Raw genomic sequence first — 15,734 nt, 5'->3', positions numbered from 1 at the left:
CAGATGGCGGACACCAGGCTGATCCACGGCCGCTACCGGCTGCTCGACCTGATCGGGCGCGGCGGCATGGGCGAGGTGTGGCGGGCCCGCGACGAATCGCTGGAGCGGCGCGTCGCGGTGAAACTGCTGAAGCCGCCGGCGCCGGGCCACGAGGAGTCGTTCACCCGGGTGCTGAGGGAGCGCTTCCGGCGCGAGGGCCGGGTCGCCGCCGCGCTCCAGCACCGGGGCGTGACCGTCGTCCACGACTTCGGGGAGTACGAGGGCGGGCTCTACCTCGTCATGGAGCTGCTCGAAGGCCGCAACCTCAGCCAGCTCCTGGGCGACAACAAGCAGCATCCGCTGCCCGTGGCCGACGTCGTGGACATCGCCGAACAGGTCGCCGCCGCCCTCGCCTACACACATCAACAGGGCATCGTCCACCGGGACCTGAAGCCCGCCAACATCATGCGGCTCGACGACGGCACCGTGAAGATCTGCGACTTCGGCATCGCCCGGCTCGGCGCCGACATCGGCTTCACCAGCCGGCTCACCGGCACCGGCATCGCCATGGGCACCCCGCACTACATGTCGCCGGAGCAGATCGGCGGCACCGAGGTCGACCACCGCAGCGACCTCTACTCGCTGGGCTGCGTGCTGTACGAGCTGTGCACCGGAGCGCCGCCGTTCGACCTGGACGACGCCTGGGCGGTGCTCGTCGGCCACCGCGACACCCCGCCCCGGCCGCCCCGCGAGCACCGCGGCGAACTTCCCGAGTTCCTCGAACGGGCCGTGCTCGACCTGCTGGCCAAGGAGCCCGACCAACGCCCCGATGACGCAAGGGAGTTGGTGCGCATCCTGGCCGCGGGCCGAGGCGCACCGCGCCCCCTGGCCGACCCCGTACCGCTGCCCCCGCGGCACGCGCCCCGGCTGCCGTCCTGGACGAAGGGGATGACCACCGGCCACAAGGCGACCCGCACGTTCACCCCGGCCACCCCGCCCGACCCCACCGCGGGCCTCACCGGCGAGTGGACCACCCCACGCGCCTTCGCCCCGCAGGAGCCGGACCGGCCGGCCCCGCCGCCGGACGTCCTCGCCGACCTGAACGGCCGCCACGAAGCGGCCCTCGAACTCGGCAGGCACGGCCGCTGGGCGGAGGCGGGCGAGGCGCACCGGGCGGTCGCCGCCGAGCGCGCCCGTGTCCTCGGGCCCGACCACCCCGACATACTTTCCAGCCGTTACGAGACGGGCTTCGCGCTCGGCCGGACGGGCCGCACGGCCGAGGCGCTGCGCGAGTTCGCCACGGTCGCCGACGGCAGAGCCCGCTCGCTCGGGCCCGACCACCCCGACACCCTCGACGCGCGCCAGGAGACCGCGTACGTCCTCGGCCGCCTTGGCCGCCACTTCGAGGCGCACAGGTTGTACGTCACGGTCCTCGCGGCCCGCGAGCGCACCCAGGGTCCCGAAGCCCCGGACACCCTGCGCTGCCGGCACAACCTCGCCGTCAACCTCGCCCGGCTCGGCCGTCTGGAGGACTCCTGCGCGCTGGCCCAGGACGTGGCTGCCGCGCGGACCCGGGTGCTCGGAGCGGAACACCCCGACACGCTGGTCACGCGGTACGAAGTGGCGTACGCGCTCGGCCAGTTGGGGCGCTGGATCGAGGCGCTCGCCACCTACCGCGACGTGGCCCGGGGGCGGTCCGCGGCGCTGGGGTCCGACCATCCGGACACCCTCGCGGCCCGCTACGAGATCGGCATCGGTCTCGGCCGGCTCGGGCGCAGCCCCGAGGCGCTGGAGCTGTACCGCGACCTCGTCGAGGACCGGCTGCGGGTCGGCGGCCCCGAGGACCCCGAGACGCTGCGCGCCCGGCACGGCCTCGGCGTCAACCTCGGGCGGCTCGCCCGCTGGGAGGAGGCCCTCCAGGAGGCGCGCGAGGTGTGCGCCCTGCGTGAGCGGGTGCTCGGCGCCGACCACCCCGACACCCTGATCAGCCGCCGCGAGATCGCCGTGGGCCTGGGCTGGCTGCGCCGCTGGCCCGAGGCGCTCGACGTCTACCGCCACATCGCCGAGTCCCGGGAGCGCACCCTGGGCTCCGCCCACCCCGACACGCTGGCCGCCCGCAACGACGAGGCCCAGTGCCTGGAACAGCTGGGCCGGGCATCGGAGGCGGTGGAGCTGTACCGCAGGGTGGCGGCGCGGCGGCAGGGGGGCGGGCGCTGAGCCCGGGCGGATCGGGGTTGCGCACCCGTGCTGCGAGGACACGCTGCGCGGGCCGTCCGGCCCGGGACGGGTTCCCCCGGCGATCGTCCCGTGTTACCAAGAGGCATGCCCGCACGCACCGCGTTCGCCCGTGACCTGTACGACGCCGTCATCGTCGGGGGCGGCCACAACGGCCTGGTCGCCGCCGCCTACCTCGCCCGTGCCGGAAAGTCCGTCCTCGTCCTCGAACGGCTCGGCCGCACCGGCGGCGCCGCCGTCTCGACCCGCCCCTTCGCGGGCGTGGACGCCCGGCTCTCGCGCTACTCCTACCTGGTCTCCCTCCTGCCGAAGAAGATCGTCGACGACCTGGGGCTCGACTTCGCGGTCCGCAAGCGGACGATCTCCTCGTACACGCCCACCGTCCGCGGCGGGCGCCCCGGCGGCCTCCTGGTCGGCGGCGGCCACGACCGTACCGCCGCGTCGTTTCGCCGACTGACCGGATCCGACGCCGAGTTCACGGCTTGGCAGGCCTTCTACGAGACCACGCGGCAGGTCGCCGAACGGGTCTTCCCCACTCTCACCGAGCCGCTGCCCACCGCGGCCGCGCTGCGCGAGCGGGTCGCGGACGACGTGGCGTGGCGGATGCTCTTCGAGGAGCCCATCGGCGTCGCCGTGGAGGACCGCTTCACCGACGACCTCGTCCGCGGCGTCGTCCTCACCGACGCCCTGATCGGTACGTTCGCCGACGCCCACGACCCCTCGCTCGCCCAGAACCGCTGCTTCCTCTACCACGTGATCGGGCAGGGCACGGGTGACTGGGACGTCCCGGTCGGTGGCATGGGCGCCCTCACCGACGCGCTCGCCCGGGCCGCGCGGGCGGCCGGCGCGGAGATCGCCACCGGGCACGAGGTGACCGCGATCCGCACCGACGGCACCGAGGCCGAGGTCGGCTACGTCACGGCGGAGGCGTCCGGCACGGTGGCCGCCCGCCACGTCCTGGTGAACGCCTCGCCACAGACCCTGGCCGAGCTCGTCGGCGACACCCCGCCCGAGCCCGCCGAGGGCGCCCAGCTGAAGGTCAACATGCTGCTCAAGCGGCTGCCCCGGCTCCGCGACACGTCCGTCGACCCGCGTGAGGCCTTCGCCGGAACCTTCCACATCGCCGAGGATTACGGCCAGTTGGCGACCGCGTACGCCGAGGCCGCGCGCGGCGAGCTGCCCTCCGCCCCGCCCTCGGAGATCTACTGCCATTCGCTGACCGACGCCTCGATCCTCGGCCTCGAACTCGCGGCCCAGGGCTACCAGACCCTCACCCTGTTCGGCCTGCACACCCCGGCCCGCCTGTTCGCCGACGACAACGACAAGGCCCGCGAACAGCTGCTCGCCGCGACCCTCGCCCAGCTGGACGCCCACCTCGACGAACCCCTCGCCGACTGCCTGGCCCCGGACGCCGACGGCCGCCCCTGCATCGAGGCCAAGACCCCCCTCGACCTGGAGCGCGACCTGCGGCTGCCCGGCGGCAACATCTTCCACCGCGCCCTCGCCTTCCCCTACGCCGACGGCTCGACGGGCCGCTGGGGCGTCGAAACCGGCCTCGCGAACGTGCTGCTCTGCGGGGCCGGCGCCGTACGCGGCGGCGGCGTGAGCGGCATCCCGGGCCACAATGCGGCGATGGCGGTGCTGGGTCGGTAGGGGGCCGATCCCCTTGTGAATCCGCTCAGTCGGGAGACTTCTCCCAGCCCGACGCCTCGATCCGTGCGACGTCGTCCACCCGCGTCTCGTCGAACAGCACCCGCCGTTCCTCGGCGACCCGCAGCCCGTCGACGTACACCCCGCGGCCGACGTACAGCGGGCCCGTCGTGTACCGCCAGCGCAGCCGCACCGGCCGGCCGCGCCAGGCCGACAGGTCCGCCGTCGCCTCGTGCCAGACCCGCCCGGACCAGCCCGTCAGCGACCCGGCCGGGTGCTCCACGGCCCCTTCTCCCGGGCGTACGGTCGTGAACGGCACGGGCCGCCAGCTCGCCCCCGCGTCCGCCGAGGCCTCCAGGGCGACCGTGCCCACGCCCGGCTCGGTGTCCCACCACAGGGCGCAGCCCAGCAGGGCCCGGCCGGAGGTGATGGACAGCTCGGGGAGCGTGAGTGTGGCGCTCGTGCCGCGCGCCATGCCCGCGAACCAGGACGTGCCGCCGTGCGCGGCGCGGACCGCGACGGCCCGCGCGAGTGCGTTGCCCGCGGCCACGCGCGGCGCGGAGCCCGTGCGCCAAGTGCGCACCGGATGAACGGAGTTGGCGAGTATCACGAGGAACGTGTCGGTGCTCGGGTCGAGGACGATGCTCGTGCCGGTGAACCCGGTGTGCCCCGCGCTGTGCGGCGTCGCCATCGCGCCCATGTACCAGTGCTGGTAGAGCTCGAACCCGAGTCCGTGCTCATGGCCGGGGAAGGCCGTGTTGAAGTTCTTGAACAGCAGGTCCGCGGAGGCGGGGGCCAGGATCCGGGTCCGGCCGTAGGCGCCGCCGTTGAGCAGCGTGCGGGCGAGGACCGCGAGGTCCCAGGCGCAGGAGAAGACCCCGGCGTGGCCGGCGACACCACCGAGGCAGTACGCGTTCTCGTCGTGCACCTCGCCCCACACCAGGCCCCGTTCGATGCCGGACCACGGCTTGCGGGCGTCCTCGGTCGCGGCGATCTTCGGCTTCCAGGAGGCCGGCGGGTTGTAGCGAGTGCGGTGCATCCCGAGTGGAGCAGTGATCTCGTCGTGGAGCAGTGCATCCAGCGGGCGAGCGGTGATCCTCTCCAGGACCAGTTGCAGGGAGATCAGATTCAGGTCGGAGTAGAGGTAGGTGCTGCCGGGCGGGCTCACCGGGGCCTCGTTCCAGATGAGCTTCAGCTTCTCCTCGTACGTCGGCGCCCCGTAGAGCGGGATCCAGTCGCGGAACCCCGAGGTGTGCGTGAGCAACTGCCCTGCGGTGACGGCCTGTTTGCCCGCCGCGCCGAACTCGGGCAGATACGAGGCGACCGTCCGGCCGAGGTCCAGCGCACCGCGCTCGATCTGCTGGACGGCGAGCAGCGAGGTGAACAACTTGGAGAGCGAGGCGAGGTCGTACACCGTGTCCTTCGCCGTCGCGATCCGCCGCCCGGGCGGCAGCTCCACCGCCCGGTCGCTCCTCTCGTCGTACGCCGCGTAGCGCACCGCGCTGCCGATCGGGCGGTGCAGCGCCACCGTGCCGCCGCGCCCCGCGAGCAGCACGGCCCCGGCGTACCAGGGGTGCTCGGGGGAGGGGCCGAGGAACTTCTCCGCGTCCTCGGCCAGGCGGTCCAGGTGCTCGGGCAGCAGCCCGGCCTCTTCGGCGGACCCGCGCCGCAGCGTCCCGCCGCGCGCCGCCGCGATCGCCTCACCGCCCGGCAACGAGCCCACCATCAGCGCACCTCCCAGGGCCATGGCCGCACCGGCCAGCCGTCGCCTGCTCACGCCCCGGACTTCGTCGGCCACCGGCACGCACCCCTTTCCGCCGTGCCTTCCCGACACGGAATCCGGCGTGCTGAAAGTATCTTTCGCGATCACTCCGAACGACAGGAACTTTCTTCCATGGGCGCGCCCGTGTCAATGAGGCGGCGGGCCGTCGCGGCCCAGGGCAAAGAATCTGACGCAGCATCAGAAAATCTCTTCCCTCGTCGCCCCGGCTGCGGCATTCTGCGCCCCATGCAGACGGAGCTGAGCAAGAGACTGGGAGTCGAGCACGCCGTCTTCGGCTTCACGCCGTTCCCGGCGGTGGCCGCGGCCATCACCCGGGCCGGCGGATTCGGTGTGCTCGGCGCGGTCCGCTACACGGCGCCCGACGACCTCGCGCGCGACCTCGACTGGATGCAGGACCACACCGACGGGCTGCCGTACGGGCTCGACGTGGTGATGCCCGCCAAGAAGGTCGAGGGGGTCGGCGAGGCCGAGATCGAAGCCATGATCCCCGAGGGGCACCGGCAGTTCGTGCGGGACACCCTCGCCAAGCACGGGGTGCCCGAGCTCGCGAAGGGCGAGGCGTCGGGCTGGCGCATCACCGGCTGGATGGAGCAGGTGGCCCGCAACCAGCTCGATGTCGCCTTCGACTATCCGATCAAGCTGCTTGCCAACGCGCTCGGTTCACCGCCCGCCGACGTCGTCCAGCGCGCCCACGACCGGGGCGTGCTCGTCGCCGCGCTCGCGGGCAGCGCCCGGCACGCCCGCCACCACGCGGACGCGGGCATCGACATCGTCGTCGCCCAGGGCTACGAGGCCGGCGGGCACACCGGGGAGATCGCCACCATGGTGCTCGTCCCCGAAGTCGTGGACGCCGTCGGCCCGTTGCCGGTCCTCGCGGCCGGGGGCATCGGCAGCGGCGAGCAGATCGCCGCCGGGCTCGCGCTCGGTGCCCAGGGCGTCTGGCTCGGCTCGCTCTGGCTCACCACCACCGAGGCCGAGATGCACTCCCGCGCGCTCACCCGCAAGCTCCTCGCGGCGGGCTCCGGCGACACCGTCCGCTCCCGCGCGCTCACCGGAAAGCCCGCCCGCCAGCTGCGTACCGAGTGGACCGACGCCTGGGACGACCCGGCCGGACCCGGCACCCTGCCCATGCCGCTCCAGGGCCTGCTCGTCGCCGAGGCCGTGTCCCGCATCCAGAAGTACGAGGTGGAGCCGCTGCTCGGCACGCCCGTCGGCCAGATCGTCGGGAAGATGACCGCCGAACGCAGCGTCCGGGAAACCTTCGACGAGCTCACGCGCGGCTTCGAGCGCGCCATCGACCGCATCAACCGCATCGCCGGGAGGGACGCCCGATGAACCAGCCGCCCAACGGCTTCTGGGCCCAGGCCACCGCCGACCCGGACCGCCCGGTCCTCGTCGCGCCGGACGGCGAGGAGTGGACCGCGGGCCGTCTGCACGGCGCCGTCAACCAGCTCGTGCACGGGCTGCGGGCCGCCGGCCTCGAGCGCGGCGACGCCTTCGCGGTGGTGCTGCCCAACGGCGTCGAGTTCTTCACGGCCTATCTCGCCGCCTCCCAGGGCGGGTTCTACCTCGTGCCCGTCAACCACCACCTGGTCGGCCCGGAGATCGCCTGGATCGTCGCCGACTCGGGCGCCAAGGTGCTCATCGCGCACGAGCGGTTCGCGGACGCTGCCACCGCCGCGGCCGACGAGGCCGAGCTGCCCGCCTCGCACCGCTACGCCGTCGGCACGATCACGGGCTTCGCGCCCTACGACCGACTCCTGGACGGACAGCCCGAGTCGGTGCCCGCCGACCGCACGCTCGGCTGGGTCATGAACTACACCTCCGGCACCACTGGACGCCCGCGCGGCATCCGGCGCCCGCTGCCCGGGAAGCCGCCGGAGGAGACCTACCTCGGCGGCTTCCTCGCCATCTTCGGCATCAAGCCGTTCGACGACAACGTCCACCTGGTGTGCTCGCCGCTCTATCACACGGCGGTCCTCCAATTCGCGGGCGCCTCCCTGCACATCGGGCACCGCATCGTCCTCATGGACAAGTGGACGCCGAAGGACATGCTGCGCCTCATCGACACACACGCCTGCACACACACCCACATGGTGCCGACCCAGTTCCACCGGCTGCTCTCGCTGCCCGACGAGGTGAAGGCGCGGTACGACGTCTCCTCGATGCGGCACGCCATCCACGGCGCCGCGCCCTGCCCGGACCACGTCAAACGCGCCATGATCGACTGGTGGGGGAGCTGCGTCGAGGAGTACTACGCGGCCAGCGAGGGCGGCGGCGCCTTCGCCACCGCCGAGGACTGGCTGAAGAAGCCCGGCACGGTCGGAAAGGCCTGGCCCATCAGCGAGCTGGCGGTCTTCGACGACGACCAGGTCCGGCTGCCCGCAGGGGAGTTGGGCACCGTCTACATGAAGATGTCGACCGGCGGCTTCAGCTACCACAAGGACGAGAGCAAGACGAAGAAGAACCGCATCGGCGACTTCTTCACCGTCGGCGACCTCGGCTACCTCGACGAGGACGGCTACCTCTTCCTCCGCGACCGCAAGATCGACATGATCATCTCGGGCGGCGTCAACATCTACCCGGCCGAGATCGAGGCCGCGCTCCTGACCCACCCGGCCGTCGCCGACGCCGCGGCCTTCGGCATTCCGCACGCCGACTGGGGCGAGGAGGTGAAGGCCGTCGTCGAAGTCGCCGAGGGACACGAGAGGGGCGACGCCCTCGCGACCGAGATACTCGCGCACTGCGCACGCCAGTTGGCCGGATACAAGCGGCCCAAGACCGTCGACTTCATCGAGACGATGCCGCGCGACCCGAACGGCAAGCTCTACAAGCGACGGCTGCGCGAACCGTACTGGGAGGGCCACGAGCGCGCGATGTGACCCGGCGGACATCTGCCCGGCCCCGCTGGCGCCCCGGCCCGTCGTCGAGTTGAATGACGCGGCAGCCGCCGGGGCGCCGGCCGGCGGCACCGCACGGGGAGGCGTCACACGTCATGACGGATCATGCCGAGGAGTTCGAGGACCACCGCCAGGTGCTGATCGGGCTCGCCTACCGCCTGCTCGGCTCCCTGTGGGACGCTGAGGACGTCGTCCAGGACGCCTATCTGCGCTGGAGCCGGGTCGACCGCGCCGAGGTCAGGGACGCGCGCGGCTTCCTCATCACCGTCGTATCCCGGCTCGCCATCGACCAGCTGCGCTCGGCGCGGGTGACCCGTGAGGCCTACGTCGGGCCGTGGCTCCCCGAGCCCGTCGCCACCGACACGCTCGGCCCGCTGGACACGGCCGAGCTGCGCGACACCGTCGCCTACGCCACCGTCCACCTCATGGAACGCCTCTCGCCGCCGGAGCGCGCCGTGTTCGTGCTGCGTGAGGCCTTCCAGCTGCCGTACGAGGAGATCGCGGACGTCGTCGACGCGAGCGTCGCCAACTGCCGCCAGATGTACAGCAGGGCCGGCCGCCACCTCGCCGCCGGCCGCGACCGCTTCCCGCTCTCCGACGACGAACACGCCAAGCTGCTCAGCCGCTTCCTCGAAGCGGCCGCGGGCGGCGACCTGAGCGCGCTCGCCGAACTGCTCGCCGAGGACGTCGTGGCCTGGAGCGACGGCGGCGGCAAGGTCAGGGCCGCGCTGCGCCCGGTCCTGGGCCGCAAGAAGGTGCTCGCCTTCCTCACCGGCCTGCTCAACCGGTACCCGCTGGAGAGTTTCGAGCTCGTCGACATCAACGGCGGCCCGGCCCTGTCGATCACCGCCGACGGCGAGCGCCAGATCGGCCTGGTCGCCTCCCGCGACGGGCTCATCGGCACCATCTACTCGATCCGCAACCCCGACAAGCTCACCCATCTGTCGTCCTAGGCGGACCGTTCGGCGGGGAAAGGGGCCCATGCCTTGACCCCGCCGGGCGGGCCGCCCAGGATCCAGCCATGGAAGAGGTACGCAGCAGCACCGTCGACGGCATCGTGCGCCGCAGCGCCCGCCGCACCCCCGACCGCACCGCCGTCCGGTACGCGGACCGCGCCTGGAGCTACGCCGAACTGGACGCGGCCGTCTCCACCGCGGCCGCCGTCATCGCCTCCCAGGGGCTGAGCAAGGGCGACCGGGTCGCCACCTACGGCCACAACTCGGACGCGTACCTCATCGCGTTCCTCGCCTGCGCCCGCGCCGGGCTCATCCATGTGCCGGTCAACCAGCACCTCACCGGCGCGGACCTGGCGTACATCCTGGAGCAGTCCGGCGCCGCTCTCGTCCTGGCCGACCCCGCGCTCGCCGAGCGAGTGCCCGGCGGCCTCCCGGTGCTTCCCCTGCGCGACGGCGAAGGCTCGCTCCTCGCGGCCCTTGCCGAGCCGCTCCCGTACGAGCCCGACGGCGAGCGGCGCGACGTGGTCCAACTGCTCTACACCTCCGGCACCACCGCGCAGCCCAAGGGCGCGATGATGACCCACCGGGCTCTCGTCCACGAGTACGTCTCCGCCATCACGGCGCTCGACCTGCGCGAGAGCGACCGGCCCGTGCACTCGCTGCCGCTCTACCACTCGGCGCAGATGCACGTCTTCCTGCTGCCCTACCTCGCGGTGGGCGCGGAGAACACCATTCTGGACGCGCCGGACGCGGGCCGGATCTTCGACCTGGTGGAGGCGGGCCGCGCCGACTCGCTGTTCGCGCCGCCCACGGTGTGGATCGGCCTCGCGGGCCACCCCGAGTTCGCCACGCGCGATCTGAGCGGGCTGCGCAAGGCGTACTACGGGGCCTCGATCATGCCGGTGCCGGTTCTGGAGCGGCTGCGCGAACGGCTGCCCGGGCTCGCGTTCTACAACTGCTTCGGGCAGAGCGAGATCGGGCCGCTCGCCACCGTGCTCGGGCCCGAGGAGCACGAGGGGCGGATGGACTCGTGCGGCCGGCCCGTCCTTTTCGTCGAGGCGAAGGTCGTCGACGAGAGCGGCGAGGAGGTGCCCGACGGCACGGCGGGCGAAGTGGTCTACCGCTCCCCGCAGTTGTGCGAGGGCTACTGGGACAAGCCCGCCGAGACCGAGGAGGCCTTCCGCGACGGCTGGTTCCACTCCGGCGACCTCGCGGTGCGCGACAGCGAGGGCTACTTCACCGTCGTCGACCGGGTCAAGGACGTCATCAACTCCGGGGGTGTACTGATCGCGTCCCGCCAGGTCGAGGACGCGCTGTACACCCACCCGGCGGTCGCCGAGGCCGCCGTCGTCGGCCTGCCCGACGAGCGCTGGATCGAGGCGGTCACCGCGTTCGTCGTACGGCGCGACACGGTGGACGAGGCCCAACTCATCGACCACGCACGGCAGTTGCTCGCCCACTTCAAGGCCCCCAAGCGGGTCCTGTTCGTCGACGAGCTGCCGAGGAACGCGAGCGGGAAGATCCTGAAGCGGGAGCTGCGCGAGCGGTTCGCGTGACCTCCCGTGAACTCAGGCGCGGCCCGGCCGCAGGTCGACGATCCGCTTGAACTTGCCCACCGAGCGCTCGATGGTCTCGGGGTCGACGATCTCCACCGCCACGGAGACGCCGATCCCGTCCTTGACCGCGGCGACGATCGAGCGCGCCGCGGCGTCGCGCTGCTCCGGCGGCGTGTCCGCCCGGGCCTCCACCCGCACCGTCAGCGCGTCGAGCCGGCCCTCCCGGGTCAGCCGCAGCTGGAAGTGCGGGGCGAGACCGGGCGTGCGCAGCACGATCTCCTCGATCTGGGTGGGGAAGAGGTTCACCCCGCGCAGGATGACCAGGTCGTCGCTGCGCCCGGTCACCTTCTCCATCCGCCGGAACACCCGGGCCGTGCCGGGCAGCAGCCGCGTCAGGTCCCGGGTCCGGTAACGGATCACCGGCATCGCCTCCTTCGTGAGCGAGGTGAACACGAGCTCGCCCCGCTCCCCGTCCGGCAGGACCTCGCCGGTGAGCGGGTCCACGATCTCCGGATAGAAGTGGTCCTCCCAGATGTGCAGCCCGTCCTTGGTCTCCACGCACTCCTGCGCGACGCCCGGGCCCATGACCTCCGAGAGACCGTAGATGTCGACCGCGTCGATCGCGAAACGCTCCTCGATCTCGCGGCGCATCTCCTCGGTCCACGGCTCGGCGCCGAAGATGCCCACCTTGAGCGAGGTCGTACGGGGGTCGACGCCCTGGCGCTCGAACTCGTCGAGCAGCGTCAGCATGTAGGACGGGGTCACCATGATGATCTCGGGGCGGAAGTCCTGGATCAGCTGGACCTGACGGGCCGTCATGCCGCCGGAGGCGGGAATCACCGTACAGCCGAGCCGCTCGGCCCCGTAGTGCGCGCCGAGGCCGCCGGTGAACAGGCCGTATCCGTACGCCACATGGACCTTGTGGCCGGGCCGGCCGCCCGCCGCGCGGATCGAGCGGGCCACCACGTCCGCCCAGGTGTCCAGGTCCCGCTGGGTGTAGCCGACGACGGTCGGCCGGCCCGTCGTGCCGCTGGAGGCGTGGATGCGGCGGATGTCGCTCTCCGGGACCGCGAACATCCCGAACGGGTAGTGGTCGCGCAGGTCGGACTTGGCGGTGAACGGGAAACGGGCGAGGTCCGCGAGCGAGCGGCAGTCCTCCGGGTGGAGCCCGGCCTTGTCGAACGCGTCCCGGTAGAACCCGACGTGGTCGTACGCATGCCGCAGCGAGGCCCGCAACCGGTCGAGCTGCAAGGCTTCGAGCTCCGGTCGGCCCATCCGCTCCGCCTCGTCCAGCTCCACTGCCATCGTTGCGCTCCCGTCCTCGCTCCGCCCCCGGAGGGTGCGACGAAATCGGACGACCGATCATTCGGTCGATCTGTGTCGGATCAGTAATTCAGCCACCTGAGGGGCTCGTCAAGGCCTGTGGACAACTCGACGGCGGATGGTTCGTGCTGTCGGCGAAACCCATTGCCTTGATCATCGGAGTGCTGTGAGGATCGGCCGCATGCCGATGTTCACGACGTACGACGGGACCCGACTCGCCTACCATCTGCGCGGCGAGGGCGAGCCGCTGCTGTGCATACCGGGCGGTGCGATGCGTGCCTCGGAGTACCTCGGGGACCTCGGCGGGCTTACCGCCCACCGGCAGCTGGTCCTGCTCGACCTGCGCGGCACGGGGGACTCGGCTGTGCCGGACGACCCGGCTTCGTACCGCTGCGACCGTCAGGTGGCCGACGTGGAGGCGCTGCGCGCGCACCTCGGCCTCGACCGGATCGATCTGCTCGGGCACTCCGCGGGCGGCAACCTCGCGATGCTGTACGCGGCCGCTCACCCGGAACGCATCGGCAGCCTCGTGCTGATCACGCCGTCCCCGTGGGCCCTCGGCATGCCGCCCACGCCCGAGGAGCGGCTCGCCGCGGCGCGGCTGCGCAAGGACGAGCCGTGGTTCGAGGAGGCGTACGCGGCCTACGCGGCGGCGCTGGCGGGACGCGAGCCGCATACGGACTTCGACGCGCTCCTCTACGGCCGGTGGGACGCCGCGGCCAGAGCTCACGCCGCCGCGGGTGAGCGGCAGCACAACGACGAGGCGGCGGCCGTCTACGGCAGCGACGGCGCGTTCGAGCCGGTCGTCACCCGCACGGCGCTGGCCCGGCTCGACGCACCCGTGCTCCTGCTGGCCGGTGAGCTCGACGGCGGGCCCTGCCCCGACCTCGCGGCCAGGGCCGCGGCCTGCTTCGCCGACGGCGAGCTCCAAGTGCAGCCGGGCGCGGGGCACTTCCCCTGGATCGACGACCCGGGCGCGTTCGTCCGCACCGTCGCCGCCTTCCTCGACCCGGACGTGCGGACGGTCACCGTCGGCGGCGTCCGGCTCGCCTACCGTGTGTGGGGCGCCGAGTCCGCGCCGCCCGTCGTCCTCGTGCACGGCCGGGGCGGCGACAGCCGGGACTGGGCCCAGATCGCCGAACGGCTCGCGGCAACCCGCCGGGTGTACGCGATCGACCTGCGCGGACACGGCCTGAGCGACTGGCCGGGCGGCTACTCCTTCGAGGCGTTCCGCGATGATCTGCGGGGCTTCGTCATCGAACTGGGCCTGTCCGGCACCGACATGGTCGGTCACTCCATGGGTGGCGCGGCCGCCGCGCTGCTCGCCGAGGACGAGCCGGGCCTCATCGGCCGCCTCGTTCTGGAGGAGACCCCGCCGTTCTTTCCCCTGGACCCGCCGCGCGGACCCGCCGAACGCCCCGGAGGGCGGCTCGGCTTCGACTGGCCCGTCGTCCCGTCGACCGATGCCCAGCTGAACGATCCCGACCCCGCGTGGCGCGGCCGGTTCGCCGCCATCGCGGTGCCCACGCTGGTCGTCGCGGGCGGCCCGGCGAGCCAGATCGACCAGAAGAAGCTGGCCTGGATGGCCTCGCGGATACCGGGCGCCCGCCTGGTCACCATCGATGCGGGCCATCTCGTGCACACCGAGCGCCCCGCCGAATTCCTGTCCGCGCTCGGCGAGTTCGGCATCGGCGCCCCTCAGCGGGCGTCCGCCTCCGCCGCCACCGTACGCGCCCAGCGGTAGTCCGCCTTGCCGCTGGGGGAGCGCTGGATGCTGGGGGTGATCACCAGCTGGCGCGGCACCTTGTAGCCCGCGAGCTTGGTGCGGCAGTGCGTCTGGATGGCGGCGAGGGTGGGCTCGGGGGCGCCCTCGCGGACCTGCACCACCGCCGCCACATGGCTGCCCCACTTCGCGTTGGGCACCCCCGCGACCAGCGCGTCGTACACATCCGGATGCGACTTGAGGGCCTGCTCGACCTCTTCCGGGTAGACCTTCTCGCCGCCCGTGTTGATGCACTGCGAGCCGCGTCCGAGGACCGTGACGATGCCGTCCTCGTCGACGGTCGCCATGTCGCCCAGCAGCACCCACCGCTCCGTGCCCTTCTGGAAGAAGGTCTCCGCGGTCTTCGCCGGGTCGTTGTAGTAGCCCAGCGGAACGTGCCCGCGCTGGGCGAGGCGGCCCGGCTCGCCGACCGCGACCGGCTCGTGCGTCACCGGATCCACCACCTGCGTACGCTCGTTGACCTCCAGGCGGAAGCCCTTCTCCGGGCCCGAGTCGTCGGTCGCCTTCCCGTTGGAACCGGATTCGGACGAGCCGAAGTTGTTCAGGATCAATACGTTCGGGGCGAGCGCCTGGAGCTGGTCGCGCACCGTCTCCGACATGATCGCCCCTGATGAGGAGACGGTGAACAGAGAGGACAGGTCCGTGCCCTTGAGCGGGCCGTGCAGCGCGTCGATGAGCGGCCGCAGCATCGCGTCGCCCACCAGGGACACGCTGGTGACCTTCTCCTTCTCGATGGTACGGAGCACTTCCTCGGGCACGTACTTGCGGTGGATGGCCACCCGCTGGCCGTAGTTGAAGGCGACGAAGGACGTCAGTGTGGAGGTGCCGTGCATCAGGGGAGGGGCAGGGAAGAAGGTCAGCCCCTCGCCGCTCTTCGCGACCCGCTCGGCCAGTTCCTCGGGCCGCTTCACCGGCTCGCCCGCCGGCTCGCCGCCGAACAGCCCCGCGAAGAACAGGTCCTCCTGACGCCACATCACCCCCTTGGGCATGCCCGTGGTGCCGCCGGTGTAGATGATGAACAGGTCGTCGGCCGAGCGCGGTCCGAAGCCCCGGTCCGGGGAGCCGGCTGCCTCGGCTTCCGTGAACGCCGTCGCGTCGAGGGCCGCGGAGCCGTCCGGGGCGGTGCCCACCCGGACCAGGTGCCGCAGCTTCTCCGTCTGCGGCAGCGCCCCCGCCACCCGGTCCGTGAACTCGGCGTCGAAGACCAGTGCCGCGAGGTCGGCGTCCCGGTAGAGGTAGACCAACTCCTCTTTCACATAACGGTAGTTGACGTTCACCGGGACCAGGCGCGCCTTGAGGGCGGCCAGCACCGTCTGGAGGTACTCGACGCCGTTGTAGAGGTGCAGGCCCAGGTGTTCGCCGGGCCTCAGGCCCGCGTCGATCAGATGGTGCGCGAGCCGGTTCGCCGCCGCGTCCAGCCGGCGGTACGTCAGCCTGCGCTCGGCGCCCGTTCCGGGATGGTCGATGTACACGAGCGCCTCGCGGTCCGGGACCACGTCGACGACGGACTCGAACAGGTCGGCAAGGTTGTACTCCACCATTCCTCCTGACACCGGCCCCGACTGACTC

The 15,734-nt window shown here is 72.3% G+C and carries 10 protein-coding genes; 7 read left to right on the top strand and 3 right to left on the bottom strand.

From position 1 onward, the window contains the following. Positions 1-3 precede the first annotated feature (3 nt). On the top strand, positions 4-2,196 hold the full coding sequence (locus tag IE206_RS03505; protein ID WP_189960374.1) for a serine/threonine-protein kinase: 2,193 nt from the start codon (positions 4-6) through the stop codon (positions 2,194-2,196). A gap of 105 nt (positions 2,197-2,301) precedes the next feature. Further along, positions 2,302-3,867, top strand: coding sequence for a phytoene desaturase family protein (locus IE206_RS03500; protein WP_189960373.1), 1,566 nt, complete (start codon positions 2,302-2,304; stop codon positions 3,865-3,867). A gap of 25 nt (positions 3,868-3,892) precedes the next feature. Here the strand turns inward: IE206_RS03500 and IE206_RS03495 are convergent, their stop codons facing one another. Further along, positions 3,893-5,611, bottom strand: coding sequence for a serine hydrolase domain-containing protein (locus IE206_RS03495; protein WP_373300864.1), 1,719 nt, complete (start codon positions 5,609-5,611; stop codon positions 3,893-3,895). 261 nt (positions 5,612-5,872) lie between these two features. Here IE206_RS03495 and IE206_RS03490 point away from each other — a divergent pair, with 261 nt between their 5' ends. The 4 genes from IE206_RS03490 to IE206_RS03475 all read left to right on the top strand — a co-directional run bounded on the left by IE206_RS03490 (position 5,873) and on the right by IE206_RS03475 (position 11,059). Beyond that, positions 5,873-6,982 carry a nitronate monooxygenase gene (locus IE206_RS03490; RefSeq protein WP_189960372.1) on the top strand — a complete coding sequence of 370 codons (1,110 nt, stop codon included), beginning with the start codon at positions 5,873-5,875 and terminating at the stop codon, positions 6,980-6,982. Beyond that, positions 6,979-8,529: an acyl-CoA synthetase gene (locus tag IE206_RS03485; RefSeq protein ID WP_189960371.1), complete on the top strand. Its 1,551-nt coding sequence runs from the start codon at positions 6,979-6,981 to the stop codon at positions 8,527-8,529. The genes IE206_RS03490 and IE206_RS03485 overlap by 4 nt, the downstream gene beginning before the upstream one ends. A gap of 113 nt (positions 8,530-8,642) precedes the next feature. Beyond that, a complete protein-coding gene (locus tag IE206_RS03480; protein WP_189960370.1) occupies positions 8,643-9,500 on the top strand; it encodes an RNA polymerase sigma-70 factor in 858 nt (285 codons plus the stop codon). Between the two features lie 68 nt (positions 9,501-9,568). After that, positions 9,569-11,059 carry an acyl-CoA synthetase gene (locus IE206_RS03475; RefSeq protein WP_189960369.1) on the top strand — a complete coding sequence of 497 codons (1,491 nt, stop codon included), beginning with the start codon at positions 9,569-9,571 and terminating at the stop codon, positions 11,057-11,059. A 12-nt stretch (positions 11,060-11,071) separates the two neighbouring features. Here the strand turns inward: IE206_RS03475 and paaK are convergent, their stop codons facing one another. Further along, positions 11,072-12,364, bottom strand: a complete 1,293-nt coding sequence (paaK, locus tag IE206_RS03470; RefSeq protein ID WP_189960368.1) for a phenylacetate--CoA ligase PaaK — start codon at positions 12,362-12,364, stop codon at positions 11,072-11,074. Between the two features lie 199 nt (positions 12,365-12,563). Between paaK and IE206_RS03465 the strand changes: the two genes are divergently transcribed. Next, entirely contained in the window at positions 12,564-14,126 is a 1,563-nt protein-coding gene (locus tag IE206_RS03465) for an alpha/beta fold hydrolase (protein ID WP_189960367.1), read from the top strand. Here IE206_RS03465 and IE206_RS03460 read toward each other — a convergent pair. Continuing rightward, complete coding sequence (locus IE206_RS03460; RefSeq protein WP_189960776.1) at positions 14,081-15,703, bottom strand: acyl-CoA synthetase; 1,623 nt, start codon at positions 15,701-15,703, stop codon at positions 14,081-14,083. The genes IE206_RS03465 and IE206_RS03460 overlap by 46 nt on opposite strands. Between the last annotated feature and the right edge of the window lie 31 nt (positions 15,704-15,734).

It is taken from the genome of Streptomyces violascens (assembly GCF_014649955.1).
GTDB classification, from domain to species: domain Bacteria; phylum Actinomycetota; class Actinomycetes; order Streptomycetales; family Streptomycetaceae; genus Streptomyces; species Streptomyces violascens.
This window is presented reverse-complemented; position numbering and strand designations above follow the sequence as displayed.

Coding starts and splice junctions, on each gene's coding strand:
- IE206_RS03465 (WP_189960367.1), top strand. CDS start 12,564: ATGCCGATGTTCACGACGTACGACGGGACCCGACTCGCCTACCATCTG.
- IE206_RS03505 (WP_189960374.1), top strand. CDS start 4: ATGGCGGACACCAGGCTGATCCACGGCCGCTACCGGCTGCTCGACCTG.
- IE206_RS03490 (WP_189960372.1), top strand. CDS start 5,873: ATGCAGACGGAGCTGAGCAAGAGACTGGGAGTCGAGCACGCCGTCTTC.
- IE206_RS03485 (WP_189960371.1), top strand. CDS start 6,979: ATGAACCAGCCGCCCAACGGCTTCTGGGCCCAGGCCACCGCCGACCCG.
- IE206_RS03480 (WP_189960370.1), top strand. CDS start 8,643: ATGACGGATCATGCCGAGGAGTTCGAGGACCACCGCCAGGTGCTGATC.
- IE206_RS03500 (WP_189960373.1), top strand. CDS start 2,302: ATGCCCGCACGCACCGCGTTCGCCCGTGACCTGTACGACGCCGTCATC.
- IE206_RS03495 (WP_373300864.1), bottom strand. CDS start 5,611: ATGGCCCTGGGAGGTGCGCTGATGGTGGGCTCGTTGCCGGGCGGTGAG.
- IE206_RS03475 (WP_189960369.1), top strand. CDS start 9,569: ATGGAAGAGGTACGCAGCAGCACCGTCGACGGCATCGTGCGCCGCAGC.
- paaK (WP_189960368.1), bottom strand. CDS start 12,364: ATGGCAGTGGAGCTGGACGAGGCGGAGCGGATGGGCCGACCGGAGCTC.